Origin of the sequence: Xanthomonas sacchari (assembly GCF_024266585.1) — a bacterium.
GTDB lineage: Bacteria > Pseudomonadota > Gammaproteobacteria > Xanthomonadales > Xanthomonadaceae > Xanthomonas_A > Xanthomonas_A sacchari_C.
Genome location: NZ_CP100647.1, coordinates 3247938 through 3274100, shown reverse-complemented (window position 1 = coordinate 3274100; position 26163 = coordinate 3247938). Strand labels below are relative to the sequence as shown.

The window sequence follows — 26163 nt, the reverse complement described above, 5'->3', positions numbered from 1 at the left end:
GATTTGTCTGCACGGGGCTTTCAACGATGGATTGTTTTGCAATGGACATGATCGAACTCGATGGCGCCGCGGGCGGCGGGCAACTGCTGCGCACGGCGCTGACGCTGAGCCTGTGCACCGGGATCGGCTTTACTTTCTTCAACATCCGCGGCGCACGTCCGCGGCCGGGCCTGATGCGCCAGCACCTGACCGCGGTCGTTGCCGCGGCCGCGGTCGGCCAGGCGTGCACCCACGGCGCGCAGCTCGGCGCGACCACGCTACGGTTCGAGCCGGGAACGGTCGTGCCCGGCGACTACCATTTCGCTACCGGCAGCGCCGGCTCGACCACGCTGGTGCTGCAGACGCTGCTGCCGGCGCTGTGGCGCGCCGGTGCGTCGTCGTGCCTGACGCTGGAAGGCGGCACCCACAACCCGCTGGCGCCCTGCGCCGACTTCCTCGCCGAGACCTATCTGCCGGCGTTGCAGCGCCTGGGCGTGAGCGTGGGGCTGACGTTGGACCGGCATGGCTTCTATCCGGCCGGCGGCGGCGCGCTGCGGGCCAGCATCGCGCCTTGTGCGCAGTTGCGGCAGGTGGACTTCGATGCACGCGGTGCGTTGCAGGCGCTCGAGGCGCAGGTGCTGGTCTCGGGCCTGTCCGGCAAGATCGGCCGGCGCGAACTGGCGGTGCTGGCCGAGCGTCTCGGGGTGGACGCCAGCCCGCGCCACGTGCACAGCGTGCGTCCGGCGATGGGGCCAGGCAACACCGCGTTGGTACGGGTGCGGCATGCGGCGCACGTGGAGGTCTTCGCCGGTCACGGCGAGCGCGGCGTCTCCGCCGAGCAGGTCGGCGAACGCCTGGCGGCGCAGGTGCGACGCTACCTCGACGGCGGCGCCTGCGTCGGCGAGCATCTCGCCGATCAGTTGCTGCTGCCGATGGCGCTGGCCGGCGGCGGCGCCTTCACCACCGACACGGTCAGCGCGCACCTGTCCAGCAATGCCCGGTTGATCGAGAAGTTTCTGCCGGTGGAGATTGCCTGGGAGCAGGTGGCTCCGCAGCAGTGGCGGGTGGTCGTGTCCAGCTGAGGGCGAGGGGACTGCCGCCATGCTGTGACCGCCCAGCATCGCTGGGCGGTCCGCCTACGCATCACAGTGCGCGGTTGAAGCCCTGTACGATCTCCATGGAGACCTCGCGCGTGCCCGGCGCTCCCTGGAGTTGCCTGGATGCCGCCATTGCCGCGTCGACCGAACCGTAGTCGATCATGGCGCTGCCATCGACGTCCGAGGCATACACCACGCTGCCGCCGCTGCGGCGGGCCAGTGCCCGGGCCACATCCGGCGTGGTGCCGAACAGCTTGAGCTTGCCGGTGACCACCACCGGCTGACCGCTGCGTTCGTCGATCGCGGCGCGCAGCGCGGTCGCGTCCGTTGCGCGGGATTGCGTAGCCGTTGCGGTGTCCGCGCGGGCATTGCCACCGAGCACGATGGCATACGGTCCGACGCGGGCGGCGACGGTGCCGCCGCCATCGGCGGCAGCCACCTGGGCGCGTTGCGTTCCGGTGCCTGCCATCTGCGGCGCCGTGCGCACCGTGGCATCGGGCAGCAGACGGTAGGTACTGCGGCCGATCTGGAAGCGCGCGCCTTTGGCTGCCTGGTGCAGTGCCTGGGCATCGGCGTATTGGGCCGATGCGGGCGCGGCCGCGGTCAGTGCAAGCACGGCGAAAAGAAAGAGCGTATTGGTCTTCATGTCAGTGGCCCACCACGCGGAGTTCGAAGTCCTGCAGTTGTTCCTCGCCGTGCGCGTCGAGCATGTCGGCGACCTCCAGGGTCCAAGACCCGGCCGCATCCTCGTCCAGGAAGGCGTTGCTGGCGGTCAGCGGGATCGACATGCCCTGGGTATAGACGTCCTTGTTCAAGGCCGAGAACGGGGTCATCACATAGCTGCGGGTGCCATGTGGAGAGATCAGCACCACGCGCAGGCGGCTGGGATCCTTGTGGGTGCCGTCGAAGTACAACTGCACCGTCTCGACCTTGAAATGCTGCTTGATGGCCACGGTCAGTCTGGCCGGCGAGGCGACGCCGCCGATGGTGCTGGCCGCGTCGGTGGTGACCTGGTAGTCGGTGTCCTGCAGCGGCGGGAGGGTGTTGAAGTGCGTGGCCGCCTCGACGGCCGCCGCGGCATCCACCAGCCCGAAGCCGTACCAGTTGCTGAAGCGATGGCCGGCGGCATTGGTGATCCAGCCGGGATCGATCACGCTGCCGTTGTAGAGCGCCTTCGGCTGCCCGCTGTCGATCGGCCGCGCGGTCGTGGCCAGGATGTATTTCACGTCGCGCCAGGTCAGTTGCGGATTCACGCCGAGCATCAGCGCCGTCACCCCTGACACCGTCGGCGTGGCCGAGGACGTGCCGTTCATGAGCCCGGTGTAGTTGCACGATGCGTCGATCGGGGACTTGCTGCCGTCCAGCGCGTTCTCCACCGGCACCCCGTCGCGGTTGTAGCCGGCGGCACAGCCGCTGAGGTCGGTGGTCACGATCGCCGGGTCGTAGTGGGGGTCGCTGGCGGTCGTCGCCGACCGGGACTGCTGGTAGCGCCTCTGCCGCCCGTATTCGCCGCCGAAACCGCTGACCCAGACCGCCGAGCCGGGGGACGAGTACGAACTGCGCACGCCTCGCGCATTCACCGCACCGACCACGATGGTGGTGATCAGGTCGTTATTCGGATCGACGTTGGCCAGGCTGCAGGCGACGTTGTAGCGCTTGGGCAGGTCCGGGCAATGATCGGCCAGCGTGCCTTGCGCGTCCGCGTAGATGAAACTGTTGAAGTCGTTGCCGGCCGCCTTGACGTAGATGGCGCCCTTGCCGTTGCGCCCGGCGCGCATGAGTTTTTCCCAGGCGTACTGCGCTTCGACCGAGACGTTGGGATAGAAATTGGAGACGATGCCCCAGCTGTTGTTGAAGATGTCCAGCGTCCTGGCCTCGGCGCCATTCCCCCAGGCATTGCGGAGCTTGTCGTCGCTCTGGTCCGAATCGAGGAAGTTGAAACCAGCCAGCGACGCGTCCGGGGCGACGCCGCGTCCGCCTTTGCCGTTCCAGCCCACCGCGGCGGCGATGCCGGCCACCGCCGTGCCGTGCGCGTCGCCGACGTCGCTGGGCTTGGGGTCGTGCGAACCGTCCAGGAAATTGTACGAGCCGTTGGGCAGGATGTTGGCGGCGAGGTCTTCGTGGTGGATGTCCAATCCGCCGTCGACCACGCCGATCTTGGCACCTGCGCCGCGGATGTGCAGTTCGTGCAGGACATCCACATCCAGGTCGACACCGGGCGTGGGAAGCGTGTCGCCGATGACCGCCTGGCCCTGGTTGTGCAGGTACCACTGATAGCGGAACAGCGGATCGTCGGCGGCGCTTGCGGCGGCCGCGGTAGTGCCTGCGGCGATGCCGAGCGCGAGTGCCGACAGCAGGACAGTGACCGGTCGTGTACAGGGAGGTGTCATGTGGCGGATCCAGGGGAGGTGAGGGACAGTCGATGGCGCTTGCCACGTGCATGCCAGGCATCGCCTGCGCAGTGCCGATCGAGGTGTTGCCTGCTGGCGTTCGCCATCGGGTCGGATACGGTCGATCGCCAAGCGCGGCGCAAGCTACCCGCATCCGGATTTCCGCCGCAAGCGCAACGCACACCGCGAAAATGACGTAGTTCGCATGTGTTTCGGTACTGTGCGGATCGCCGCGCGATGACGCGGGATTTCAGTCGAAACGCGCTGCCGGCGCGTGCAAAGCGTTTACAAAATGCTCCAGCGCGGCGTCGGCTTACGCAAGCGCGGGCAACCGGCGCGGTGCGAAGCCATCGGGAGTTGCGCACGCCATCGCCTTGCGCACGCCATCGCCTGAAGCATGCGCCGCAAGGCCGGTTCTGCGCGGGAACGTTCAACGTGGCGGATGCCGACCAGACACACCGCGACGGATGCGATCCACCTTGCGCGCCGGGGTTGTTATCCTGGCGGGCGCTGCCGCGTTGCCAGGAAGGTCGTTCCGATGCGCACTCCCATCGCCTCCGTCCCGATCGCGCCCGCCCGGGCGCGCGCGTTGTGGCTGCACGCGCAGCGCCTGACCACGCCGGCGCCGTTCGGCCGCGGTGCCGAGGCGGTGCGGCAGGCCACCGCGCACCTGGGCTACGTGCAGATCGACACCATCCACGTGATCGCGCGCAGCCACCACCACGTGCTCTACACGCGCATTCCCGAGTACCGCGAACAGGACCTGGAGCAGGCGCAGTCGCAGGACAAGTCGCTGTTCGAGTACTGGACCCATGCCTTGGCCTACGTGCCGGTCGCCGACTACCGCATGTACGTGGCGCAGATGGCCCGGCGACGTGCGCAGGCCGACGCCAGGGGCGCGGTGGATGCGCAGGACTACGCGCGACTGCTGCGGCGCATCCGCAGCGAGGGGCCGTTGTCGATCCGCGACATCGACGACGAAGTCCTGGTCGAGAAGACCCATCCGTGGGGCAGCCGCAAGCCGTCGCGGGCGGCGTTGCAGTACGGTTTCTTCGGCGGCGACCTGGTGATCAGCCGGCGCAGCGGCATGCTCAAGACCTACGAGCTGGCGGCGCGGCATTTCGGCTGGAGCCGGCGGCCGCGCCCGGTCAGCGAAGCGCAGTTCGCGCAGTACCTGCTGCAGCGTGCGCTGCGCGCGCAGGGCATCGTCGGCGTGGAGTCGATCTGCTACGGGGAGACCGCCGCCAAACCGGCGGTGCGTGCGTTGATCGCCGCGGAGGTGGCGCGCAAGCGCCTGCGCCCGGTGCATCTGCAGGGGCAGGAAGGCGTGGCCCTGTGGGCCGCGCCGGAGGTGCTGGACAGCGCGCCGCCGCCGCCGGACCCGACACGGGCGCAGCTGCTGTCGCCGTTCGATCCGCTGGTGATCCAGCGCAAGCGGCTGCAGCAGTTCTTCGGCTACAGCCATCGCTTCGAGGCCTACGTGCCGGCGCCGCAGCGGGTGCTGGGCTACTTCGCGCTGCCGGTGCTGGTCGGCGACCGCATCGTCGCCGCGCTCGACCTGAAGATGGACCGCCGCGCCGGCCGCCTGCTGGTCCAGCAATGGACCTGGCTGGAACCGCGACGCCCGGCGCTGCAGGCGGCGGTCGACGCGGCGCTGCAACGCTTCGAGCGGTTTCATCTGCCCTAGCGGCCCGTCGCCGTCACGGATGGCGGATGGCGCCCGCTCGACGGCAGCGGCATCCGCGGCGGAGCGCCGGGCGCCGGGCGCCGGCGCGGTGCCATACAGGGCCGATCGCAGGATCGCGACGGTCGCACACTTCGTGCGCTGCGGTCCCCGCGAACGCGAGGCCTGCGAACGGCGACCAGGGTCACCTCGCGACCACAGGCCGCTGCTTAGGCTCCGGATTCCCCCTTCGCCTGGCCGCCGCATGTCCGCTGCCCGACACTGTCTCCATGATGCCCTCGACGCCTGCCGTCGCGGCGCGCCCGCGGTCCTGGCCGTGGCGATGGCCCGCGAAGGCTCCACCTACGCGCATGCCGGCGCGATGGCCTTGTTCGGCGCCGATGGCGCACAGCAAGGCTGGCTCAGCGGCGGTTGCCTGGAGCCGGAGATCGCGCGGTGCGCCGCCGAGGCCGCCGTCGCCGGCATGCCGGTGTGGATGGAGATCGATACGCGCGAGGACGAAGACCTGCTGTCGGGTTCGTCCGCCGGTTGCCGCGGCCGCCTGCACCTGGCCTTGTTGCCGCTGCTCGCCTTGCCCGGTTTCGAGGAGCTGGCCCAGGCCTGGCTGCAGGGGCGCGGTGGCTTGACCCTGGCGCTGGATGTCGACGGCGGCATCGCCGCCAGCGTGGCCGATCAGGCGTTGCGGTGGTGCCTGCCGTGGCACACGCTGTCTGCGGCTCCGCGCGCTGGCGAGGTGCACGTGCCGCCGGCGCCGAGGGTCAGCGTCTTCGGTGCCGGCCCGGAAACCGCCTTGCTGCTGCCCTTGCTGCGGCAGTTGGGCTGGATGACCACCCTGGTCGAACAGCGGCCGCGCTGGTCTGCGTTGGCTGCGTTGGCCGATCGCGCCCTGGCGTGCACGCCGACACGCGCGCTGGCCGACTGTGCCGGCAGCGATGCGGCGCTGGTGATGCACCACAATTTCGAACTGGATCGCGAAGCGCTGGATGCGCTGGCCGGCAGCGCGATCCCGTTCCTCGGTCTGCTGGGGCCGGTGCGGCGACGCGAGGACCTGTTCCGTTTGCTGAGCCCGACGCAACGCGCGCAGTTGTCGCCGCGCCTGCATTCGCCGATCGGGCTGCGCCTGGGAGGCAATGGCGCGGAAGCGATCGCGCTGAGCATCGCCGCGCAATTGCAGGCCAGCCGGGCCGCGCCGCCGCGGCTGAGCGCGGTCGCGCAGGCCAGCGACAGGCTGCGGCGATCGCATCGCGATGCGCTGGCGGCGGCGCCGCGACGGCTGGCCGAGGGCGGCGGCTGATGGCGCAGGCGCACGCGGCGCTGATCCTGGCCGCCGGCGGCAGCCGCCGCCTCGGCCGCGCCAAGCAGGCGCTGACCAGCGCCGGCGAACCCCTGTTGCGTCGGGTCGTGCGTCTGGCGCTATCCACGGCGCCCGCGCGCTGCGTGGTGGTGCTGGGCGCGCACGCCGAGGCGCTGTATCCGTTGCTGGACGGATTGCCGGTGGAATGCGTGCGCAATCCGGACTGGTCCACCGGCATGGGCGGCAGCCTGGACTGCCTGCGCGCGGCGGTACGCGACGATGCCGCGATCGCCCGCAGCCTGGTGCTCGGCTGCGACCAGCCCGCGCTGGCCGCGGCGCATCTGCAGGACCTGTTGGCCGCGGCCGCGCGGGCGGCGTCCGGTTGCGCGGTCAGCGCCTACGCGGGCGTGCGCGGGATGCCGGCGGTGGTGGCGCAGCAGCGCTGGCGCGCTTTGCCATTGGCCGGCGACGAGGGCTTGCGCGCGCTGTTCGCGACGCTGGCGCCGGACAGCCTGGGCTGCATCGCCGCACCGGCATTGGCCCTGGACCTGGACACGCCGCAGGACGTGGAGGCGGCGGTGGCAAAGGGGTGGCTGGATCCGTCGTAGCGGTTGCCGGCGGGCGCACGGTGTTGTGCGGGGCGTGCTGCGCCGTGCGCGAGGTGCGGCCGAACGGGGTCTCGGTTCAGACGGCGGTCGACGTCGGGGCGTTCGCCATTGCGTTCGTCATGGTTGCAGGCGCTGCGGTGGCGCGTCGGCCAGCCACACCGCAGGAGCGGCTTCGGTCACGACGGTGGCACAAGCCGACATGGCGTTCTGCGTCGTTCGTCGTGACGGAAGCGCACCTCTCGTACTCTGCTTTCGCTGTCCTGCCGTTGGAGGTCACCTGAAGTCGCTCCCGCGGCGGCCTGGGTCGCGTCGGCTGGACGTAACGGTCGAAAACCCGATCGCGCTCAGCCGATCAACTTGTCCGGGGTGATCGGCAGGTCGCGGATGCGCTTGCCGGTGGCGTGGAACACGGCGTTGGCGATGGCCGCGGGAATGCCGACCATGCCCAGCTCGCCCATGCCCTTGACCCCGAGCGGGTTGACGATGGTGTCGTCCTCTTCGACGAACATGGTCTGGATCTCGTGCACGTCGGCGTTGACCGGCACGTGATAGTCGGCCAGCGAGGCGTTGAGCATGCGTCCGTAGCGATGGTCGATCTCGGTGCCTTCGCTGAGCGCCATGCCGATGCCCATCACCACGCCGCCGATCTCCTGGCTGTGCGAGGTCAGCGGATTCATGATCTTGCCGCAGGCGGTCGCCTCGATGACCCGCGTCACCTGCACCATGCCGGTATCCGGATCGACCTTGACCTCGATGAACTGCGCGCCGTGCGCGGCGGTCGCGTACTTTTTGCGTTCGGCCGAGGGCTTGGATTCGTGCACCACCTCCAGTTCCTGCAGGCCGTGCTGGTGCATCAGCTTGGCGACGTCCAGGCCGGCCTCGGGCTTGCCGATCGGGCGCAGCCGGCCATCGACCAGCTCCACCGCGTCCACGTGCAGCCCGCTGAACGCGGCCTGCCCGTCCTGCCTGGCCAGTTCCAGCAGCTTGCCGCGGATCTCGCGCGCCGCGCCGTGGATCGCGCTGCCGACGCTGGCGGTGGTCCACGAGCCGCCCTGCGCGGGCGCCTTGGGCAAGCGCGTATCGCCGAGTTCGAACTGCACGCGCTTGGCGTCGATGCCCAGGTACTCGGCGGCGATCAGGGTCATCACCGTGTAGGTGCCGGGGCCGATGTCGGCCGTGGCGCTGCCGACCCGCGCGCTACCGTCGGCCTTCAGCACCACCCGCGCCAGCGCCGGCATCTGCATCGCCGCCCAGGTGCCGGTGGCCATGCCCCAGCCGACCAGCAGGCGGCCGTCGCGCATGGAGCGCGGTTCGGGCGTGCGCTTGCTCCAGCCGAAGGTTTCGGCGGCCAGCGCGTAGCACTCGCGCAGCGCCTTGCTCGAGAACGGCTTGCCGCTGTCCGGATCGGTCTCGGCATAGTTGGCCAGACGCAGCTGCAACGGGTCCATCTTCAGCGCATAGGCCAGTTCGTCCATCGCGCACTCGATGCCGAACATCTGGCTGATCGTACCGGGCGCGCGCATCGCCTGCGGGGTCGGCAGGTCGGTCTCCACCACCTCGAAGCGATCCTCCACGTTCGGACAGGCGTACAGCGAGCGCGCATTACGGAAGATCGCCTCGTTGAACGCCTCGATGCGCGAGGTATTGAGCACGTGCCGGTAGCGGATCGCCTGCAGCGTACCGGCAGCGTCGGCGCCCAGGCCCAGCTCCACGCGGTAGTAGGGGCGGTAGCCATGGCCGCTGAACATCTGCCGCCGGGTGTAGACGATCTTCACCGGCAGGCCGACCGCCTTGGACACCGCGCCGAGCAGAAACGTGTAGTAGTTCGGGCGCAGGCACGAGCCGAACGCGCCGCCGACGAACAGCGACACCACGTTGACCTTGTCCAGCGGAATGCCGAAATAGCCGGCCAGCTGTTCGCGGTCCTGGTAGACGTTCTGGCTCTTGTTCACCACGGTCAGGGTGTCGCCGATCCAGTAGCCGATGCCGCCATGCGGCTCCATCGGGTTGTGATGCTCGACCGGCATCGTGTACGCGGCTTCCAGCTTCACCGGTGCGGCGGCGAACGCGGCGGCCGGGTTGCCGCGCGGCTTCGGCGTCTTGTCCGGGGTCGGATCGTGCGCCTGGTCGAGCAGCGCGTCGAAATCGGTTTGCGCGGTCTCGGCGGCGTAGTCCACCTGGATCAGCCGCGACGCATGCCGCGCCTGCTCGAAGGTGGCGGCCACCACCACCGCGATCGGCTGCGCATTGAAATGGATGCGGTCGTCGACCAGGGCACGGAACGACAGGTCCTCGCCCTTCTTCTTGATCTCATCGGACACCGGCTTGATCGCATTGAGGTGGGTCAGCACCTTGATCACGCCCGGCGCGGCCTCGGCGGCGCGGGTGTCGATGCGCACGATGCGGCCCTTGGCGATGGTGCTGGTGAGGATGTAGCCGTGGACCAGGTGCGGGATCTGGAATTCGGCCGCATAGCGCGCCTTGCCGGTGACCTTGGCGTAGCCGTCGACGCGGCGCATTTCCTTGCCGATGTAGTTCATTGCCGGTTCTCCGGTTGGCCGCTCACGCGGCGTCGCTGCCGCTGGCGCGGTGCAGGGCGCGGATCATCGCGTGCGTGCCCATCGGGATCTTGTAGGCGTTGTGCGCCAGCGGCCGCGCCGCGGCCATCTCGGCCTGCGCGGCGGCGGCGAAGGCGGCCTCGCCGACCTGTTGCCCGACCAGCGCACGTTCGGCGGTGCGCGCGCGCCAGGGTTTGTGCGCCACCCCGCCCATGGCGATGCGCGCTTGGCGGATGCGTCCGTCCGGTTCCAGCGCCAGCGCCGCGGCCACCGAGACCAGGGCGAACGCGTAGCTGGCCCGGTCGCGCACCTTCAGGTAATGGCTGTGCGCGGCGAAGTCCTGCGCCGGCAGGGTGATCGACTCGATCAGTTCGCCGTGCGCCAGTTGGTTGTCCACATCGGCGCGTGCATCGGGCAGCAGGTGAAACTCGGCGAACGGGATCTCGCGGCGCGCGCCGGCCGGCGTGCGCACCTGCACCGTCGCATCCAGTGCGGCCAGCGCCACGCACATGTCCGACGGATGCACCGCCACGCAGTGCGCGCTGTGGCCGAAGATCGCGTGGGTGCGGTTGAGCCCTTCGCGCGCGCCGCAACCGCTGCCCGGCGCGCGCTTGTTGCAGGGCAGGGCGGTGTCGTAGAAGTAGCCGCAGCGCGTGCGCTGCAGCAGGTTGCCGCCGTTGCTGGCCATGTTGCGCAGTTGCATCGTGGCCCCGGCCAGGATCGCCTGGCTCAGCAGCGGGTAGCGCTGCCGCACCAGCGGATGGTTGGCGGTCTGCGTGTTGTTGGCGAGCGCGCCCAGGCGCAGGCCGCCGTCGGCGGTTTCGGCGATCTCGGCCAGGTCCTTGAGCCGGGTCAGGTCGACGATCTCGTCGGCACCGGTGACCCCTTCCTTCATCAGGTCGAGCAGGTTGGTGCCGCCGCCGAGGAAGCGCGCGTTCGGGTTGGCGGCGACACGGCGTACCGCGTCTTCCGGCGATGTCGCGCGCTGGTACTTAAACGGCGTCATCGGCCACCTCCTTCGCCATCTTCAGGGCGGTCAACTCGGACTGGTCGACGTAGCGCCAGGTCAGCGGCCGCGGCGCGCCGCCGCTGTGCACGTCCTGGATGGCGGCGACGATCTTGGGGTAGGCGCCGCAGCGGCAGATGTTGCCGCTCATGCGCTCGCGCACCTCCGCGTCGCTGAGCTCGGTGACCGGCCGGCTGACGTCGGCGCTGGCGTGGCTGGCGTCGCCACGCTTGATCTCGTTGAGCAGCGCTACCGCCGAGCAGATCTGCCCGGGCGTGCAGTAGCCGCACTGGAATCCGTCGTGCTGCACGAACGCGGCCTGCATCGGATGCAGCCGTTCGCCGTCGGCCAGGCCTTCGATGGTGGTGATCTGCGCGTCTTCGGCCTGTGCGGCCAGGGTCAGGCAGGACAGGCGCCGCTCGCCGTCGACGATTACCGTGCAGGCGCCGCACTGGCCGTGATCGCAGCCCTTCTTGGTGCCGGTCAGCGCCAGGTGCTCGCGCAGCGCGTCCAGCAGCGTGGTGCGCGGGTCCAACTGCAGCGCGTGGCGCTGGCCGTTGACCTGCAAGACCACGGGCAACGCGTTCTGCGGCGGCGCGGCCTTGGCGGCGGGTGCGGCGAACGCGGCCTCGCTGAAGAGGATCTGGCCGCCGGCGCTGCTCAGGCCGGCGGCCGAGAGCAGGGCGATGAAGTCGCGGCGCGACAGGCCGTTGATGCCGAGCCGGCGTGCGAGCGCGGCTTCGTCCTCGCTCAGCGGGGTATCGCGCGCGGTGTCGGCGCCGGAACGGCTGGGGTCGTGCTGCATCGGTCTCTCCTGCCTGGGGACCGCCACCGCGCGCGCCGCGGCGCGGCATGGGGCGAGTCGACCTGGGTAGCGGCACCGCCATCGCGGCACCGGCGTGCGGGCACGCCTCGGCACCCAGGGGCAGCATCGCGGCGGTGCCGCGAAGGGATTGCGAAGAGCATGCGAAGGGACGGTGTCGAGGCCGCGACGCGTGCGTGGAGGCGGGATCGGAGCGCGTTCACCTGGCCCAGCCGGCGGCATTGGACGCAACGCGCCTACGCGCCTGCATCCGGGACAAGGACCGTCGCCATGGTCCCCACGCGCGCATTGCTATCGTGGCGCGTGGTCCGCACGGATGTGTTGCAATGAAAAACTGGCTGTTCCTGTTGGTGGCCATCCTCGCCGAAGTGGTCGCGACCTCGGCGCTGAAGGCCAGCGAGGGCTTCACCCGGCTGTGGCCGACGCTGCTGGCGCTGTGCGGCTACGGCATCGCGTTCTACCTGCTGTCGCTCACCTTGCGCAGCGTGCCGGTCGGCGTGGCCTATGCGTTGTGGTCGGGCATCGGCATCGTGCTGATCTCGCTGCTGGCCTGGTGGCGGTTCGGGCAGGCGCTGGATCCGCCGGCGCTCCTCGGCATGGCGCTGATCGTTGCCGGCGTGGTGGTCATCAACGTGTTCTCGCGCAGCGCGCCGCACTGATCGTGGGCCGGCGAGGCCGGTCGCGCGGTGCGCTGCCGGCATGGCTCAGGCGGGCGGTCCTTCCAGGCAGGGCTGCATCACGCTGGCCAGCCAGTCGCTGAAGGCCTGGACGCGCCGCGACAGATGGCGGCGATGCGGATAGACGATCTGGACCGGCATGGAGGGCGCGGGCCAGTCGGCCAGCACGGCGACCAGGTCGCCGCTGTGCAGATGCTCCTGGACGTCGAACGCCGGGATCTGGATCAGCCCCAGGCCGGCCAGGCAGCAGGCGATGTAGGTTTCGGCGTTGTTGGCCGCAACCTGTGCCGGCACTGCCTGCGTGCGCAGCCGTCCGTCCTCGCGCCATTCCCAGATGGCGGTGTGGGGATGACCCGGCACGGCATAGTGCACGGCCAGATGGTTCCGCTGCAGGTCCTGCGGCGTGGCCGGGGTGCCATGCCGTGCGAGATAGTCCGGGCTGGCGCAGTTGATCAACTGCAGCGCACCGAGCGATCGCGCCACCAGGCTGCTGCCGGTCTCCAGCGTGCCGACGCGCAAGGCGCAGTCGATGCCTTCGTGGACCAGGTCGAGGGTGCGGTCGCTCGACCCAAGCTCCAGTTCGATGCGCGGATGCCGCGCGAAGAAGCCGGGCAGCGCCGGCGCCACCTGCCTGCGGGCGATGCGGCTGGGCAGGTCCACGCGCAACCGGCCCTGCAGGGACTGGCCGGACGGCCGGAACTGCTGCTCCAGTTCCTCGCTGTCGGCGACCAGGGCAATGGCGCGCTCGACAAGCGCCGCGCCATCCTGGGTCAGGCTCACGCGCCGCGTCGTGCGGCTGAACAGCCGGGTGCCCAGCCGGCTTTCCAGTTGCTGCACCGCCAGCGACACCGTGGGCCGGGGCAGCCCGAGTTGCGCGGCGGCGATGGAAAAGCCGCCGCTCTGGGCAACGCGAAGGAAGATGCGCAGTTGATCGATGCGGTCCATGGAACGGATCCATTGGTAGCGATTCCTGTCCAGTCTATGAGCAAACCGGCGATTTATTGACCGGAATGGCGAGAATACAGTCGTCGAACCCGATGACTGACTAGGAGTTCGCATGTCTCGACACAGCATTGCAGGCAAGGTCGTCCTGATCGCCGGCGGCGCCAAGAATCTGGGTGGGCTCATCGCCCGCGATCTGGCCACCAACGGCGCCAAGGCCATCGCCATCCACTACAACAGCGCCGCGAGCCGGGCCGATGCCGACGCCACGGTGGCCGCCATCGAGCAGGCCGGTGCCAAGGCGGTGGCCCTGCAGGCCGACCTCACCACGGCCGCGGCCGTCGAAACGCTGTTCGCCGATGCCGTGGCCGCCGTCGGCCGCCCCGATATCGCCATCAACACCGTGGGCAAGGTGCTCAAGAAGCCCATGGCCGAGGTCAGCGAGGCCGAGTACGACGCCATGGCGGCGATCAACAGCAAGGCGGCGTTCTTCTTCCTGAAGGAGGCCGGTCGGCACGTCAACGACCACGGCAAGATCGTGACCCTGGTGACCTCGCTGCTGGGCGCGTTCACCCCGTTCTATGCCGCCTACGCCGGCTCCAAGGCGCCGGTCGAGCACTTCACGCGCGCGGCGGCCAAGGAACTGGGCGAGCGCGGGATTTCGGTCACGGCCGTCGGTCCCGGCCCGATGGACACGCCGTTCTTCTATCCGGCCGAAGGCGCCGAGGCGGTGGCGTACCACAAGACCGCTGCCGCGCTGTCGCCGTTTTCCAGGACCGGCCTGACCGACATCGAGGACGTGGTGCCGTTCGTTCGCCACCTGGTCAGCGACGGCTGGTGGATCACCGGCCAGACCATCCTGATCAACGGTGGCTACACCACCAAATAGGCCGCCGCGTCCGTTTCACGATGCCGCTGGTGCCCTGCGTCGGGCACGTGTGCCTGCATGAAAAAGGGCCGCCCGAAGGCGGCCCCGTGTGACACCGCGGCGAGCGCGCCGGATCAGAAGAACAGGCGCACGCCGAACGAGGCGCTGCGGCCGGGCAGCATGACGTCGTCCTTGAGGAACGAGGTGTGCACCCGCGCATCCTGGTTGGTCAGGTTGTTGCCGTCCAGGAACACTTCCCAGGCAGTGCTGCCGGCATCGACGTGATACGCCAGGTGCGCATCGACCAGGGTGTAGCCGGCGGTCGGGGTCTCGTTGACCGCCACCTTGTCCTGCTTCTGGTAGCGGGTGGCGCCCAGCGCGGCGCGCCAGTTGCTGGCATCCCAGCGCAGCTGCGCACCGTAGCGCGCCGGCGCGATGCGCGGCAGGTTGCCGCCGTCCTTCAGCCGCGCGCGCACGGTGTCGCCGAACACGCGCAGGTCCCAGGCGCCGCTGTCGTTGTCGGCCAGGTGGAAGGTGGCTTCGCCCTCGAAGCCGTGGAATACCGCATCGGCTTGGGTCCACTGGCGGATCGGCAGGAAGTCGTTGTCTTCCTCGTGGTACCACTGGCCGCCGGTGTCGACGATGTAGATGAAATCGTCGTAGCGGTTGTAGTAGCCGGACACCTTGGCGTCCACCCAGTCGTTCTTGAAGTTCAGGCCAAGCTCGGCCTGGTTGGCCTTCTCGGTGCGCAGGTCGGGGTTGCCGATCTCGTAGGCGAGGGTGGCGATGTGCGGGCCGTTGGCGAACAGTTCTTCCTCGGCCGGGGCGCGCTCGGCGTGGTCGAGGTTGGCGGTCAGGCGCCACTGTTCGTTGAAGCGGAAGCCGCCGCTCAGCGACAGGCTCTTCGGGGTGAAGTCGCGGTCCACGCCGGTGTCGGTCTCGTACTTGATCTTGTCCACGCGCGCGCCGACTTCGGCCTGCACGCGGTCCCAGGTGTTGCGCGCCAGCGCGAACACGCCGAGGGCGCGGGTGTCGGTCTTGGGCACGAAGGCCTCTTCGCCGGTCGCCTGGAAGGTCGAATCGCTGCCCTGCACGCCGACCGCGGTCTGCCAGCCGCCGCCCAGGCCGAAGGATGCCTCCACGCGGCCTTCGTTGGCGCGCTTGTCGAACTTGGTGCCCACTTCCGCGCCTTCGAACTCGGTGTGGGTGTAGGCGGTGTGGCCGAAGCTGTAGCGCAGCGCGCTGCCGTCGCCCCACGGGTCGTTCAGCGCGCCCTTGAGCTCGAAGCGGTCCTGATGCAGCTGCAGCGACACGCCGCGCTCGCCGGCAGCGGGGTCGCCCGGCTCGCCCGGGTTGCCGTAGTTGTCGCGGAAGCGCGAGACCGACACGCCGACGAAGCCCCAGTCGCCGGCCAGCGAGCTGCCGATCGAGCCGACCTTGGACTTGACGAACGAGTTCAGCTGCGGGCCCTGCGGCGTGTCGTAGTCCTTCAGGTTGCGATACACGCCGTCGGCATGGATCGACAGGCCGCTGCCGTTGCCGGCATCGACGCGGAACATGTCGGTGTTGCCGCTCTTGTCGCCGCCTTCCCAGCGCGCCTCGGCGCGGCCATGCACGCCGTCGACCGGGGTCTCGGCGATGCGCCCGTCGACCACGTTGACCACGCCGCCGATGGCGCCGGAGCCGTACAGCAGGGTGGACGGGCCCTTCAGCACTTCGATCTGGTCTGCCAGGAACGGCTCCACCGCCGGCGAATGGTCCTGGCTGACCGTGGACACGTCCTGCGAGGACAGGCCGTCGTTGAGCACCGCCACGCGCGGGCCGTCGAGGCCGCGGATGATCGGCCGGCCCACGCCGGGGCCGAAGTTGGAGCTCTGCACGCCGGGCAGGCTGGCCACGGTCTCGCCGATGCTGGCGCCGCGGTTCTCGTCCAGGCGCTCGCCGGCCAGCACGTCCACCGGCTGGCTCAGCGCGCCGGCGGCATCGCGCAGCGGGCTGGCGGTGACCACCACCTGGTCCAGGTCCTTCACGTGCCGGTCCTGCTTGTGGCCTGCGACATGGCGGCTGTCGCTGGCCGGCGGCGTGGCGTCGGCGGCGGCCGGCGCGGGGCTGGGGTCGGCGGCCAGCGCCAGCGAGGGGCTGAGCAGGCCAAGCAGGGCCAGGGACAGGGCGGAACGGCGGAGCGGGGCGGGACGGTGAGAGGGCATGGGCATTCCATTAGGAGGGACATTCGGGGCGACGCGCGCGCTGCCGGCACCGCATGGCGGCGGTGCACGGTCGAGGAGGAGGCGCGGGGCGCGCTGGTCGCCGGCGGCCGAATGTTATATTATTCTGTAACACATTCAACCCGTGCCGACCGTCATGTCCCCATCGTTCGATCTGCGCGCCCTGCTCGACCGTCTCGGCGCCACCGGCTCGCTGTTGTGCGCGGTGCACTGCGCGGTGCTGCCGCTGGCGCTGGCGCTGCTGCCGTCGCTGGGTCTGGCGATGTGGCTGGGCGAGGGCGTGGAGCGCAGCCTGGTGCTGTTCGTGACCTGCCTGGGCCTGTTCAGCCTGGTGCTCGGCTATCGCCGGCACCGCGCCTGGCAGGCGCTGGGTCTGCTGGTGCTGGGCCTGCTGGCGCTGTGGGCCGGCCTGCTGGTGCCGGCGCTGCACCACGCGGTGGCGCCGCACGCGGCGATCATGACCTTCGGCGGCACCCTGGTCGGCCTGGCGCATCTGCTCAACCTGCGCCTCAACCATGGCCACGTGCACGACGCAAGCTGCGCCCATTGAGCGCACGTGGTAGGCTTGCCGCCCTTGCGCGAGGGCGCCGACCGCGTTGGCCTCGCCAAACCCCGTGCGTCGCGCGGGGGTTTTCGCACATACATTCAGGAGTCGATGAGCATGGGTAAGGGTGACCGCAAGACCGCCAAGGGCAAGCGCTACAACGCCAGCTACGGCAATGCGCGCTCGCACAGCGTGAGCAAGGTGGCCGTGGGCGCTACCGCGTCGGTCGCGAAGAAGTCGGTGGTCAAGGCGCCGGCGGCCAAGAAGGCCGTGGCCAAGAAGACGGTCGCCAAGGCCGGCTGAGCCAGCCACCGGTTGCGACGAAGAACGCGGCGCTTGCGCCGCGTTTTTTTATGCCTGCGTGTATGGCTGGCGGTCGCCGCGAGGCACCGGTGAACGGCTTTGCGGCGGCAGCGGGTGAAGCGGAACGGGCTTCCCGATCGCGCCAGTAATCCGGGCCGCACGGCCGCTCAGTGCGGGCGTGGCGCGGCGGGGCCGTCGTCGTGGTCGTCGTGGCCGCTGCCGGCCAGGTCGGCGACCAGCGAGGTCGGCGCGTCCTCCTCGGCGGGCGGAGCGGGCGCCGGCGGCGGTGCCACCAGCAACAGCTCGGCCAGGCCGCGATAGATCGGCGTGCGGCAGACCAGGGCCGAGGCGCCGCGGGCGATCAGCACCGTCGCCAGGATCGGCAACAGCATGTCGCTGCTGTCGGTGAGTTCCAGCGAGATCACCGCCGAGGTCAGCGGCGCCTGGGTCACCCCGGTGAGATAGGCGCACATGCCCAGCAGCACGAAGATGCGCGGGTCCACGCCTGGCATCAGCACCGCCAGGTTGTGGCCGAGCCCGGCGCCGACCGCCAGGGCCGGCGAGAACAGGCCGCCGGGAATGCCGGCCACGTAGGACACCAGGTTCGCCAGCAGCTTCATCAGGCCGAATTCGTGGCCGACGCTGGCGTGCCCCTGCACCAGGCTGCGCGCCTGTTCGTAGCCGGTGCCGAACGCGCCGGCGCCGAAGATCAGGCCCAGCAGCACCAGCGCCAGGCCGCACAGCGCGGCCAGCAGCACCGGCTGCCGCCGGCGCAGCTCGCCCAGCCAGCGCGGCTTGCCGGCGACGGTGAGCAGCACCATGCGGGAGAAGGCGCCGCCGAGCAGGCCGGCGACCACGCCGCACAGCAGGATCGCCAGCCACGCCTTGCCCAGCGGCAGGCCGGCGGTGGCGACCCGGCCGAAGTAGGTGTAGTCGCCGAGCAGGCCCAGCGAGATCACGCCCCCGACGATCACCGCGGTCAGCAGGGTGCCGGAAAAGTGATGCTCGAAGCGCCCGCTCAGCTCCTCGATGGCGAACACCACCCCGGCCAGCGGCGTGTTGAACGCGGCGGCGATACCGGCGGCGCCGCCGGCCAACAGGAAATGGCTGGCCTGACGCGCATCGCGGAAGCCGAACCAGCGCCCGAGCACGTACATCAGGCTGGCGCCGACGTGCACGGTCGGGCCCTCGCGGCCGATCGAGGCGCCGCCGAACAGGGCCATGGTGGTCAACATCAGCTTGCCGGCGGACACGCGCAGCGACAGGTTGGACTGGCGGAAACCGTCGTCGGTACGGTCCAGCGCGGCGATCACCTGCGGAATGCCGCTGCCGCGGGTCGGACGCAGCGCGCCGTTGGTCAGCCAGGCGAGCAGGGCGAACACGCCCGGGGTCAGCAGCAGCGCCCACCACGGCGAATGCGCGGTGATGCGCTGGAACATGTGGAAGGCGGCGTCGCTGGCCTTGGCGAAGACGATGGACACCAGCGCCACCGCCACCGCGCCGCCCCACAGGACGGCGCGCTGCTTCCAGCTCTCCTGCGAGATCAGCGGGCGCAGACGCTGGCGAAGGCGGGGCGGTTGCGCGGAATCGGGCGAGTGCATGCGGCAATTGTCGCATGCGTTGCCGTGGTCGGGCGTCGGTGCGCCGCCGCCGTTGCCGTGGCGCTCAGCGCAGCGCCGGCAGCAGCGCCTGCGGGTCGCCGTCGTTGGGCGCGGCGGGGATGCCGAGCAGGCGGGTCAGCAGCGGATACACGTCGACGTTGTCGATCGGCGCCAGGGTGACGCCGCGGCGGAACGCCGGGCCGCGGGCGACGAACACCGCGCGCATCGACGGCAGCGCCGGGTCGTAGCCGTGCGAACCGCGCAGGCTGCGCGGCTTCCCGGCGATGCGCGCCCGCGGCAGCGCATCCCAGCCCTCGTGCATCTGGCACACGATCGGCGGGATACGCGGGTTGCTGCCGTAATGCCAGCGCGCCGGCAGCTCGCCCTTGCGCCAGCAGTCGTATTGCGGATGCGCACCGAGCAGCCGCGCCTCGGCCGCGGCCTCCTGGCCCGGACGCGGGGCGATGCCGACCGACTGCCCGTAGCTGATCACCGTGGCCTGCTCCGGCGACACCATGTCCTCCACCGCCAGCACCTGCTTGGGCGGCACCGCGGCCATGCCGTGGTCGGACACCAGCACCAGGTTGATCCGGTCCAGTTCGCCGCGCTGGGCCAGGCCGTCGAGCAGATGCCCGATCGCGGCATCGATCCTGGCGATGGCCTGCGCGTACTGCGGCGACTGCGGGCCGTGGCCGTGGCCGGCTTCGTCCACCTGTTCGAAGTACAGCGTCAGCAGCTGCGGGCGCGGCGCACTGGCGTCGTCGAGCCAGCCCAGCACCTGGTCGACCCGCGCGTTCGGCGGCATATCCGCATCGAAGGCCTGTTGGCGGCTGGGGCGCACGCCCTGGATGGCCGCCTCGCTGCCCGGCCAGGCCCAGGTCGCCGCGTGCAGGCCGGCCTTCTCGGCACTCACCCAGATCGGTTCGCCGCCCCACCAGCGGCCGTCGCCGACCGCGGCGCGATCGCTGATCTGGAACGTACCCAGCAGCGGGTCCTGCATGCTGTTGTGGACGATGCCGTGATGGTCCGGGCGCAGGCCGGTGGCGATGGTGTAGTGGTTGGGGAAGGTCAGCGACGGGTAGGAGGGCGTCATCCACTGCGCACGCACGCCGTCGTGGATCATGCGGCTCAGGTTCGGGGTGATGCCGCGATCGAGCATGTCCGCGCGCAGGCCGTCGATCGAAATCAGCAGCACCGGCGTGGGGGATGCCGCCGGCGCGGCGGCGCTGGCCGTAGCGGCCGCGTGCGGAGCCGGGGAGGGGGCGGAGGCGCAGGCACCGAGCAGCAGGGTGGCGCAGACGAGCGTGGAGCGCAGGGCGGAGGACATCATCGCGGCATGATACGGGGCCGCGGTGACGTGGCGAAGACACGGGCCGCCGCCGCGCCCATCGGCGCGCGGGCTGCGCGCCGCCGCCGCGGGGCCGCCGCATGGCGTGGCGCTCAGCCGAACAGCGCGGCCGTCGTGCCAGCGGCCGCGCCGCCGCCCTCGCGCCGCTCCAGCGCCAGCAGCGCGGCCTTGGTCGGCAGGCCGCCGCCGAAGCCGGTGAGTGCGCCGTTGGCGCCGATCACCCGATGGCAGGGCAGCACGATCGGCAGCGGGTTGCGGCCGTTGGCGGCGCCGACCGCGCGCACCGCACGCGGCTGGCCGAGGTGCTGCGCCAGTTGCGCGTAGCTCCAGGTCGCGCCGAACGGGATCTCGGCCAGCGCCAGCCACACCCGGCGCTGGAAGTCGGTGCCGTGCGGCGCCAGCGGCAGGTCGAAGTGCTCGCGCTCGCCGGCGAAGTAGGCCAGCAACTGCTCGCGCGCGGCGCGCACCGGGACCGGATCGTGGATCCAGTCGGCGCGGCCGCGGGCGTCGTAGCGGTTCTCCGGGAACAGGATGTGGCGCACGCCGTCGGCGCCGACGGCCACGGTCAGGACGCCGATCGGGGTGGCGAAGCGGTCGTAGTACAGCGGGGACGCGGTCATGCGCGGGTCTCCTCGGGAGGATCGTTGGCCAGGTGCCACAGGTGCAGCACCGCGTAGGCGCGCCAGGGGCGCCAGGCCTGCGCGCGTGCCTCGGTGGCGCGTTCGCTCAGGCGCGCGCCGTCCGCGCCGAGCCTGCGTTGCAGCACCAGGTCGCCGGCGGGGAAGGCGTCGGGCTGGCCGAGCGCGCGCAGGGCGATGTACTGCGCGGTCCAGGCGCCGATCCCGGGCAGCGTGATGGCGTGGGCGACGAAGTCGTCCAGGCGCTGGCCGGCGCGGAACGACAGGCGGCCGTCCAGCACCGCCTGCGCCAGCGCGCGGATCGTCGCGGCGCGCGAGCGCGGCAGGCCGATCGCTTCCAGTGGCGCGGCGCGCAGCGCCTGCGGGGTCGGAAAGGCGCGGTCCAGCCCCGGCGGCTGGCCGGGCCGCGCGGCGCCATGGCGATCGACCAGGCGCGCGGCCAGGGTCGCCGCGCCGGCCACGCTGACCTGCTGGCCGAGCACCGCGCGCACCGCCACTTCGAACCCGTCCCAGCCGCCCGGCACGCGCAGCCCGGGGCGCCGCGCGATGGACCGCGCCAGCAGCGGATCGTCGCCGAGCGTGGCGTGCACCGCGCGCAGGTCGGCGTCCAGGTCGAACACGCGGCGCACCCGGCGCACGATGTCGGGGATGGCGCGCGGATCGGCCGCGGCGATGTGCAGGCGCAGTTCGTGGCGCTGCGGGTCGGCCTCGACGCGGATGCGGGTGGAGGCCTCGCAAGGGCCGAGCACGCGTTCGTAGCTGGCCTCGCCGATGCGTTCGATGCCGGGAATCGCGCGCTTGCGCAGGAACGCCAGCATCGCCGGGAAGTCCAGCGGCGGCCGGTAGCCCAGGCGCAACACCAGGTCGCCGCCGGGACTGTCGGCGCGCTGCTTGCGGATCGCCGAGGGCGGCATGCCGCAGCCGTCGAGGAAGGCGGCGTTGAAGCGGCGCAGGCTGTTGAAGCCGGCGGCCAACGCCACCTGGGTGATCGGCAACGCGGTCTCGGTGAGCAACTGCTTGGCCAGCAACAGGCGCCGGGTGGCGTGCACCGCCGCCGGCGTGGCGCCAAGCTGGGCGACGAACAGGCGCTGCAACTGGCGCGCGCTGATGCCCAGTTCGGCGGCCAGCGCGGCGACGCTGGCGTCCTGCAGCGCGCCCTCGGCGATCAGCGCCAGCGCGCGCCGCACCACCTCTTCGCCCAGGTGTTGCTGCGCCTCCGGCGACAGCTCGGGGCGGCAGCGCAGGCACGGCCGGTAGCCGGCCGCAGCGGCCGCGGCCGCGCTCGGGTAGTAGCGCACGTTGCTGCGCTTGGGCGGCGGCGCCGGGCATACCGGCCGGCAATAGATGCCGGTGCTGCGCACCGCGGTGAAGAACACGCCGTCGAAGCGCGCATCGCGCGACTGGCGGGCGCGGTCGTAGAGGGCGTGGTCGGTGGCGGCGAGGGCAGGCATGGCGCCAGTCTAGTCGGCCCAGGTGCGGCGGACTGGCCGTTTTCGGACAGCAATGCCGGCGCTGTCGCGTGGCCGTGGTGCCCGCGGTTTAGGCGCAGTTGGGGCGGCTCCGCCCCGCCACACTAGACTAGGTCCACAGGCGCCTGGCGCCCGCCTTTTTCGTGTTCGCCTTGGATCCCTGCTTGGCCGCTCCGTTCAGACTCTGCTGGTTGTCGCTGTGTTGCCTGGGCCTGATGGCGTGCGGGCAGCAGCCGACGTCGGCGCCGCGGACCGTTGCCGACAGCCCATCCGCCGACGGCGAACACATGGTCTCGATCGGCGCGCCGCCGGCGCCGCTGCCGCCTGCGGCCGCGCCCAAGCGCGATCCGCAGGCCTGGGACGAGGCTACCCTGGAGAACGGCGAGGCCTTCATCAGCTGCGACACCGACTATGCCGCCGAGGCCGGCGACGGCCAGCCGCTGGCCGGGCTCGATCGGCCTGCCGTGGAAGCGGCGCTGGCGCCGTGCCGCGAGCGCGGGCTGATGCGGGTGCGCTATGTCGGCAAGATCAACGCCGGCTTCGCCGAGCTGGTGCGGCGTCTGGCCGAGGTGGCCCGGCAGACCGGCATCGGCAGGCGCGTGCTCGACCTGGATTCCAGCGGCGGCCAGGTCGAGGCGGCGATCCGCGCCGGCGACGCGATCGGCGAATCCGGCTGGACCGTGTGGGTGCGCGAAGGCTCGGTCTGCCACAGCGCCTGCGTGTTCGTGCTGGCCGCCGGCGACAACCGGCTGATCTCCGGCAAGGTCGGCATCCACCGGATGATGCGGATCAGTTCCACCGCGACCTCGCGCGCCGAACTCAACCGCGAGCTGCAGGAGGTCTATGGCAACGTCAAGGACTACCTGGAGCGCAACGGCGTGGCGGTGGCGGTGGCCGACCTGATGATGACCGTGCCCAACCGCAGCCTGCGCCTGCTCAGCAGCGACGAACTCAAGCAGTACGGCCTGGACGGCACCAACGCGGTGCAGGACGACCTGGAGCGGATCAAGCAGTTGCGCAAGTGCGGCGACGACTTCGTGCGGCGCAAGGATGCGTTCCTGGTCGCCTTCGACCAGGAGTGCAAGACCAGGAAGGACATGGACCTGGAGAGCCTGACCGCCTGCGGCCAGGCGCTCAAGCAGCGCTTCGGGTTCCCGGACCAGGCCTGCCCGATGGAAAGCCCGCTGTCGGAGATCGACGTGGCGACCCTGCCGCTGGCCTCGCCCGGCGCCTGAACGGAAACCGGGGCCTGCCGCACCCGTTCACGTGGCCGGCATCCAGGCGGCGCTAGCGTCCGCGGCAACCCTCCCCGGAGCATGCGCATGGCCGCCGGAACCCGCTTGATGCTGCGGCTGTATCTGCCCCCGGCGCTGCTGGCGCTGGGCGGCTTCGTGCTCGCCGAAGTGCTGTTGCACGTCGCCAACGGCCTGCATGCGCCCTGGCTGGCGCGGACCGGTTCGCTGCTGAGCCTGTTCGGCCTGCTCGCGGCCACCGCCTGGGCGCTGTGGGTCAGTTGGCGCGCCTGGCACCGCCAGCGCTACGCCGCCCCGGCCGCGGCGGTCCCTGGCGAGGAAGCGCCGTAGGCGCCGCTGCGCTGGCCCGCGACGACGGCGTAGACTGCGGCCTCGCCACCGCCGCTGCCGAGCGATGTCCTTGTCCACGTCCGTCCCGTTTCGCCTGCCCGTCGTCCTGTTGGCGCTGATTGCCGGCGCCGCTTCTGCGCAGACCGCCGCACCGGCGCCGTCCACTGCGCCTGCGCCTGCGCCGCCTGCCGCCGCGTCCGCGCCGCCTGCCACCTCGTCCGCCACGCCGCCTGCCGCGCCCGCGGCCGTGCCGAAACCGGCACCGCGCCATGCCGGCGCCGCCGCGCCCGCGCCCGGGCCGCTGGCCAAGCAGGATGCGCAGATGGCCCAGGCCGGGCTGCGCGCCGCGCAACTGGTCGATGCCGGGCGCACCGGCGAACTGTGGGACGGCGCCTCGGCGGTGGCGAAGAAGGCGGTGACGCGCGCGGTGTTCGTGCGCGAAGTCGACGCCGCGCGGGCGCGGCTGGGCGCGCTGCTCGGCCGCGGCGTCGCCAGCGTGGCGCGGGTGCAGTACGCCGCCGGCTCGCAGGTGCCGCCGGGCACCTACGTCAACATCAGCTTCCCCAGCCGCTTCGCCAACGCGCCGCAGCCGGTGCGCGAGCTGGTGTCGTTGCGGCTGGACGAGGACAAGACCTGGCGCCTGGTCGGCTATCACGTCGCCATGCCCGATTGAGCGGCATGCTGCGCGCCGTCCTCCCTTTCCCGGCGAAACTCCGATGCCCATCGAAATCCGCATGCTGGCCTGGGCGATCCTGCTCGGGATCGCGCAATTGCTGCTCGCTTCCGCCTTCGTCACCGCGCAGCGCGGCTTGAAGTGGAACGCCGGCGCGCGCGATGCGCCGCAGCCGCCGCCGGCCGGCGTGGCCGGGCGCCTGGACCGCGCGCTGCGCAACTTCCTGGAGACCTTCCCGTTCTTCGCCGCCGCGGCGGTGGCGGTGGCGGCGCTGGGCAAGGGCGATGCGCACACCGCGCTGTCGGCGCAGATCTACTTCTGGGCGCGGGTCGCCTACGTGCCGCTGTACGCGGCGGGCGTGCCGTACGTGCGCAGCCTGGTGTGGGTGGTATCGCTGTGGGCGATCCTGCAACTGGTGTGGGCGTTGTTCTGAGCGCCGCCGGCTGCGACCGATCGTCGCGGCGCTGATCCAGATCAAGGCCGCGGTGCGCGCTGGTCGTATCCTGGGCGGGTCCGATCACGGAGTCGCCGCATGCAAGTGGATATCGCCATCGTCGGGGCCGGCCCTGCCGGCCTGTGCTTCGCCCGCTCATTGGCCGGCAGCGGCCTGTCGCTGGCGCTGATCGAGCCGCAGCCGCGCGCGGCGTTGGCCGAGGCCGCCTTCGACGGCCGCGAGATCGCCCTGACCCATGCCTCGCGCGCGCTGCTGGAGCGGCTGGACCTGTGGGCGCGGATCGACCCGCAGGCGATCGCGCCGCTGCGCGATGCGCGGGTGATGAACGGCTCCTCGCCGTTCGCGCTGACCTTCGCGGCAGGCGAGGGCGGCCGCGGCGATCTCGGCTGGCTGGTGCCCAATCACCTGATCCGCCGCGCCGCGTTCGCCGCGGTGCAGGACCAGCCCGGCCTGCGCCTGCTCGACGGCGTCTCGGTGCAGGCGCTGCGCCGCGACGCGCGCCAGGCGCAACTGCAGCTCTCCGACGGGCGCAGCGTGACGGCGCGCCTGGTGGTGGCGGCCGACAGCCGCTTCTCCAGCACCCGGCGCATGAGCGGGATCGGTGCGCAGCTGCGCGATTTCGGCCGCACCATGGTGGTGTGCCGGGTGCGCCACGCACGTCCGCACCATCAGACCGCCTGGGAGTGGTTCGGTTACGGCCGGACCATGGCCCTGCTGCCGCTGCAGGGCAACGAGGCCTCGGCGGTGCTGACCCTGCCGCCGGAGCGCGCGCAGGCGCTGCTGGAGATGGACGAGGCGGCGCTGGGGGCGGAGATCGGCGCCTGCTTCGAGCATCGCCTGGGCGCGATGACGCCGCTGCTGCGGCCGCAGGCGTATCCGCTGGTGGCGGTGTACGCGCAGCGCTTCGTCGCCGAGCGCTATGCGTTGATCGGCGACGCCGCGGTCGGCATGCATCCGGTGACCGCGCATGGGTTCAACTTCGGCCTGCAGAGCCAGGCGCGGCTGGCGCGCGCGCTGCACGACGCGGTCGCGCGCGGCGGCGACATCGCCGCGCCGGCCTTGCTGGCCGGCTACCAGCGCGGGCACCGCCTGGCCACGCGGCCGCTCTACGAGGCGACCAATGCGATCGCCGCGCTGTACACCGACGACCGCCTGCCGGCGCGGGCCCTGCGCGGCGCGGCGCTGCGCGTGGCCGACCGGGTCGCGCCGTTCAAGCGGGCGATCGCGGCGCACCTGACCCAGCGGGTGGCGGCGGTGGCGCGCTGAAGACAGGCGCGCGGCGAGAGGAGGAACGCGTCGGCGCATGCGATGCGGCGTGCGGCGGGGCGGTTGTCGCCAGGGCCGAGCCCGTTGTGCGCGTTTCTGTAGGAGCGGCTTCAGCCGCGACGGGCTTCAACGG

General features: G+C 71.3%; 24 protein-coding genes. 13 read left to right on the top strand and 11 right to left on the bottom strand.

The genetic code is table 11. The features are described 5' to 3' along the window. Positions 1-41: 41 nt before the first annotated feature. Positions 42-1061 (top strand): RNA 3'-terminal phosphate cyclase, encoded by a 1020-nt coding sequence (rtcA, locus tag NKJ47_RS13675; protein WP_254458403.1) that lies wholly within the window; start codon positions 42-44, stop codon positions 1059-1061. A gap of 61 nt (positions 1062-1122) precedes the next feature. Here rtcA and NKJ47_RS13670 read toward each other — a convergent pair whose 3' ends face one another. Both NKJ47_RS13670 and NKJ47_RS13665 read right to left on the bottom strand, forming a co-directional pair. Further along, on the bottom strand, positions 1123-1722 hold the full coding sequence (locus NKJ47_RS13670; RefSeq protein ID WP_254458402.1) for a hypothetical protein: 600 nt from the start codon (positions 1720-1722) through the stop codon (positions 1123-1125). Between the two features lies 1 nt (position 1723). Then, on the bottom strand, positions 1724-3466 hold the full coding sequence (locus NKJ47_RS13665) for a S8 family serine peptidase (RefSeq protein WP_254458401.1): 1743 nt from the start codon (positions 3464-3466) through the stop codon (positions 1724-1726). 538 nt (positions 3467-4004) lie between these two features. On the opposite strand from NKJ47_RS13665, the gene NKJ47_RS13660 reads away from it, so the two are divergent. The 3 genes from NKJ47_RS13660 (at position 4005) to NKJ47_RS13650 (ending at position 7052) form a co-directional block, all read left to right on the top strand. Next, positions 4005-5153 carry a winged helix-turn-helix domain-containing protein gene (locus NKJ47_RS13660; RefSeq protein ID WP_254458400.1) on the top strand — a complete coding sequence of 383 codons (1149 nt, stop codon included), beginning with the start codon at positions 4005-4007 and terminating at the stop codon, positions 5151-5153. A 241-nt stretch (positions 5154-5394) separates the two neighbouring features. Next, entirely contained in the window at positions 5395-6444 is a 1050-nt protein-coding gene (locus NKJ47_RS13655) for an XdhC family protein (RefSeq protein ID WP_429002425.1), read from the top strand. After that, positions 6444-7052 carry a nucleotidyltransferase family protein gene (locus tag NKJ47_RS13650; RefSeq protein ID WP_254458398.1) on the top strand — a complete coding sequence of 203 codons (609 nt, stop codon included), beginning with the start codon at positions 6444-6446 and terminating at the stop codon, positions 7050-7052. The genes NKJ47_RS13655 and NKJ47_RS13650 overlap by 1 nt, the downstream gene beginning before the upstream one ends. A 344-nt stretch (positions 7053-7396) precedes the next feature. On the opposite strand, the gene NKJ47_RS13645 is transcribed toward NKJ47_RS13650, so the two are convergent. From NKJ47_RS13645 to NKJ47_RS13635, 3 genes are read right to left on the bottom strand one after another with little or no spacing between them, the layout of a single operon-like run. After that, the gene (locus NKJ47_RS13645; protein ID WP_254458397.1) at positions 7397-9592 is read right to left on the bottom strand and encodes a xanthine dehydrogenase family protein molybdopterin-binding subunit; all 2196 of its coding nucleotides are present in this window, start codon (positions 9590-9592) and stop codon (positions 7397-7399) included. A gap of 22 nt (positions 9593-9614) precedes the next feature. After that, positions 9615-10616: an FAD binding domain-containing protein gene (locus tag NKJ47_RS13640; protein WP_254458396.1), complete on the bottom strand. Its 1002-nt coding sequence runs from the start codon at positions 10614-10616 to the stop codon at positions 9615-9617. Continuing rightward, positions 10603-11421, bottom strand: a complete 819-nt coding sequence (locus NKJ47_RS13635) for a 2Fe-2S iron-sulfur cluster-binding protein (RefSeq protein ID WP_254458395.1) — start codon at positions 11419-11421, stop codon at positions 10603-10605. Before NKJ47_RS13635 ends, NKJ47_RS13640 begins: the two co-directional genes overlap by 14 nt. 344 nt (positions 11422-11765) lie before the next feature. Between NKJ47_RS13635 and NKJ47_RS13630 the strand changes: the two genes are divergently transcribed. Next, the gene (locus NKJ47_RS13630; RefSeq protein ID WP_254458394.1) at positions 11766-12098 is read left to right on the top strand and encodes a DMT family transporter; all 333 of its coding nucleotides are present in this window, start codon (positions 11766-11768) and stop codon (positions 12096-12098) included. A 45-nt stretch (positions 12099-12143) separates the two neighbouring features. Here the strand turns inward: NKJ47_RS13630 and NKJ47_RS13625 are convergent, their stop codons facing one another. Beyond that, the gene (locus NKJ47_RS13625) at positions 12144-13061 is read right to left on the bottom strand and encodes a LysR family transcriptional regulator (protein WP_254458393.1); all 918 of its coding nucleotides are present in this window, start codon (positions 13059-13061) and stop codon (positions 12144-12146) included. A gap of 112 nt (positions 13062-13173) precedes the next feature. Between NKJ47_RS13625 and NKJ47_RS13620 the strand changes: the two genes are divergently transcribed. Next, complete coding sequence (locus NKJ47_RS13620; RefSeq protein ID WP_254458392.1) at positions 13174-13947, top strand: SDR family oxidoreductase; 774 nt, start codon at positions 13174-13176, stop codon at positions 13945-13947. A gap of 113 nt (positions 13948-14060) precedes the next feature. On the opposite strand, the gene NKJ47_RS13615 is transcribed toward NKJ47_RS13620, so the two are convergent. Beyond that, positions 14061-16133 (bottom strand): TonB-dependent receptor, encoded by a 2073-nt coding sequence (locus tag NKJ47_RS13615; RefSeq protein WP_254458391.1) that lies wholly within the window; start codon positions 16131-16133, stop codon positions 14061-14063. A gap of 154 nt (positions 16134-16287) precedes the next feature. On the opposite strand from NKJ47_RS13615, the gene NKJ47_RS13610 reads away from it, so the two are divergent. Continuing rightward, a complete protein-coding gene (locus tag NKJ47_RS13610) occupies positions 16288-16701 on the top strand; it encodes a MerC domain-containing protein (protein ID WP_254458390.1) in 414 nt (137 codons plus the stop codon). Between the two features lie 111 nt (positions 16702-16812). After that, entirely contained in the window at positions 16813-16998 is a 186-nt protein-coding gene (locus NKJ47_RS13605) for a 30S ribosomal protein THX (protein ID WP_254458389.1), read from the top strand. 167 nt (positions 16999-17165) lie between these two features. On the opposite strand, the gene NKJ47_RS13600 is transcribed toward NKJ47_RS13605, so the two are convergent. From NKJ47_RS13600 to NKJ47_RS13585, 4 genes are all read right to left on the bottom strand, one after another. Beyond that, positions 17166-18599, bottom strand: a complete 1434-nt coding sequence (locus tag NKJ47_RS13600) for a chloride channel protein (RefSeq protein WP_254458388.1) — start codon at positions 18597-18599, stop codon at positions 17166-17168. A gap of 64 nt (positions 18600-18663) precedes the next feature. Continuing rightward, a complete protein-coding gene (locus NKJ47_RS13595; RefSeq protein WP_254458387.1) occupies positions 18664-19929 on the bottom strand; it encodes an ectonucleotide pyrophosphatase/phosphodiesterase in 1266 nt (421 codons plus the stop codon). Positions 19930-20039: 110 nt separating this feature from the next. Further along, entirely contained in the window at positions 20040-20567 is a 528-nt protein-coding gene (locus NKJ47_RS13590) for a methylated-DNA--[protein]-cysteine S-methyltransferase (protein ID WP_254458386.1), read from the bottom strand. Beyond that, positions 20564-22036, bottom strand: coding sequence for a DNA-3-methyladenine glycosylase 2 family protein (locus NKJ47_RS13585; protein WP_254458385.1), 1473 nt, complete (start codon positions 22034-22036; stop codon positions 20564-20566). The genes NKJ47_RS13590 and NKJ47_RS13585 overlap by 4 nt, the downstream gene beginning before the upstream one ends. A gap of 209 nt (positions 22037-22245) precedes the next feature. On the opposite strand from NKJ47_RS13585, the gene NKJ47_RS13580 reads away from it, so the two are divergent. The 5 genes from NKJ47_RS13580 to ubiM all read left to right on the top strand — a co-directional run bounded on the left by NKJ47_RS13580 (position 22246) and on the right by ubiM (position 26030). Then, positions 22246-23289, top strand: coding sequence for a hypothetical protein (locus tag NKJ47_RS13580; protein ID WP_429002537.1), 1044 nt, complete (start codon positions 22246-22248; stop codon positions 23287-23289). Positions 23290-23376: 87 nt separating this feature from the next. Beyond that, on the top strand, positions 23377-23637 hold the full coding sequence (locus NKJ47_RS13575; RefSeq protein WP_254458384.1) for a hypothetical protein: 261 nt from the start codon (positions 23377-23379) through the stop codon (positions 23635-23637). 70 nt (positions 23638-23707) lie between these two features. Further along, entirely contained in the window at positions 23708-24310 is a 603-nt protein-coding gene (locus NKJ47_RS13570; RefSeq protein ID WP_429002424.1) for a DUF4019 domain-containing protein, read from the top strand. Between the two features lie 43 nt (positions 24311-24353). Then, on the top strand, positions 24354-24743 hold the full coding sequence (locus tag NKJ47_RS13565) for an MAPEG family protein (RefSeq protein WP_254458383.1): 390 nt from the start codon (positions 24354-24356) through the stop codon (positions 24741-24743). Between the two features lie 99 nt (positions 24744-24842). After that, complete coding sequence (gene ubiM, locus NKJ47_RS13560) at positions 24843-26030, top strand: 5-demethoxyubiquinol-8 5-hydroxylase UbiM (RefSeq protein ID WP_254458382.1); 1188 nt, start codon at positions 24843-24845, stop codon at positions 26028-26030. The last annotated feature ends 133 nt before the right edge of the window (positions 26031-26163 follow it).